This is a genomic window from Leifsonia sp. SIMBA_070 (assembly GCF_046534635.1).
Taxonomy (GTDB): Bacteria; Actinomycetota; Actinomycetes; order Actinomycetales; family Microbacteriaceae; genus Leifsonia.
Window position 1 is genome coordinate 1 of record NZ_JAWRYK010000600.1, and the last position, 254, is coordinate 254.

Annotated in this window: 1 protein-coding gene; it reads right to left on the bottom strand. The window is 50.8% G+C overall.

Annotation, left to right across the window (positions count from 1 at the left end; all coding sequences use genetic code 11):
* Positions 1 to 82: 82 nt before the first annotated feature.
* The gene (locus SB754_RS21630; RefSeq protein WP_410784372.1) at positions 83 to 250 is read right to left on the bottom strand and encodes a YeeE/YedE thiosulfate transporter family protein; all 168 of its coding nucleotides are present in this window, start codon (positions 248 to 250) and stop codon (positions 83 to 85) included.
* Between the last annotated feature and the right edge of the window lie 4 nt (positions 251 to 254).

Here is a 254-nt window from a genome sequence, read left to right on the forward strand (position 1 = left end):
TGCTGCTTTTGCTTCTATGAGTGGAAACGGACAGACCTGCGTCACCACATCCAGCTTTTTAATCGCCATCTTTACACCTTACTTAATTTGCCGCAGCAGTTGCCAGTCGCGCCTTACGCTGCGGTCGAACATACACAAGCCAGGACGCAGTCCAGACTCCGAGAATCATAAATACAAGGCCAATCCAGCCCTGCCAGGTCATCATTGCAGTCATGACCAGTCCATTACCGATAGAGCAACCACCTGCAATGCTG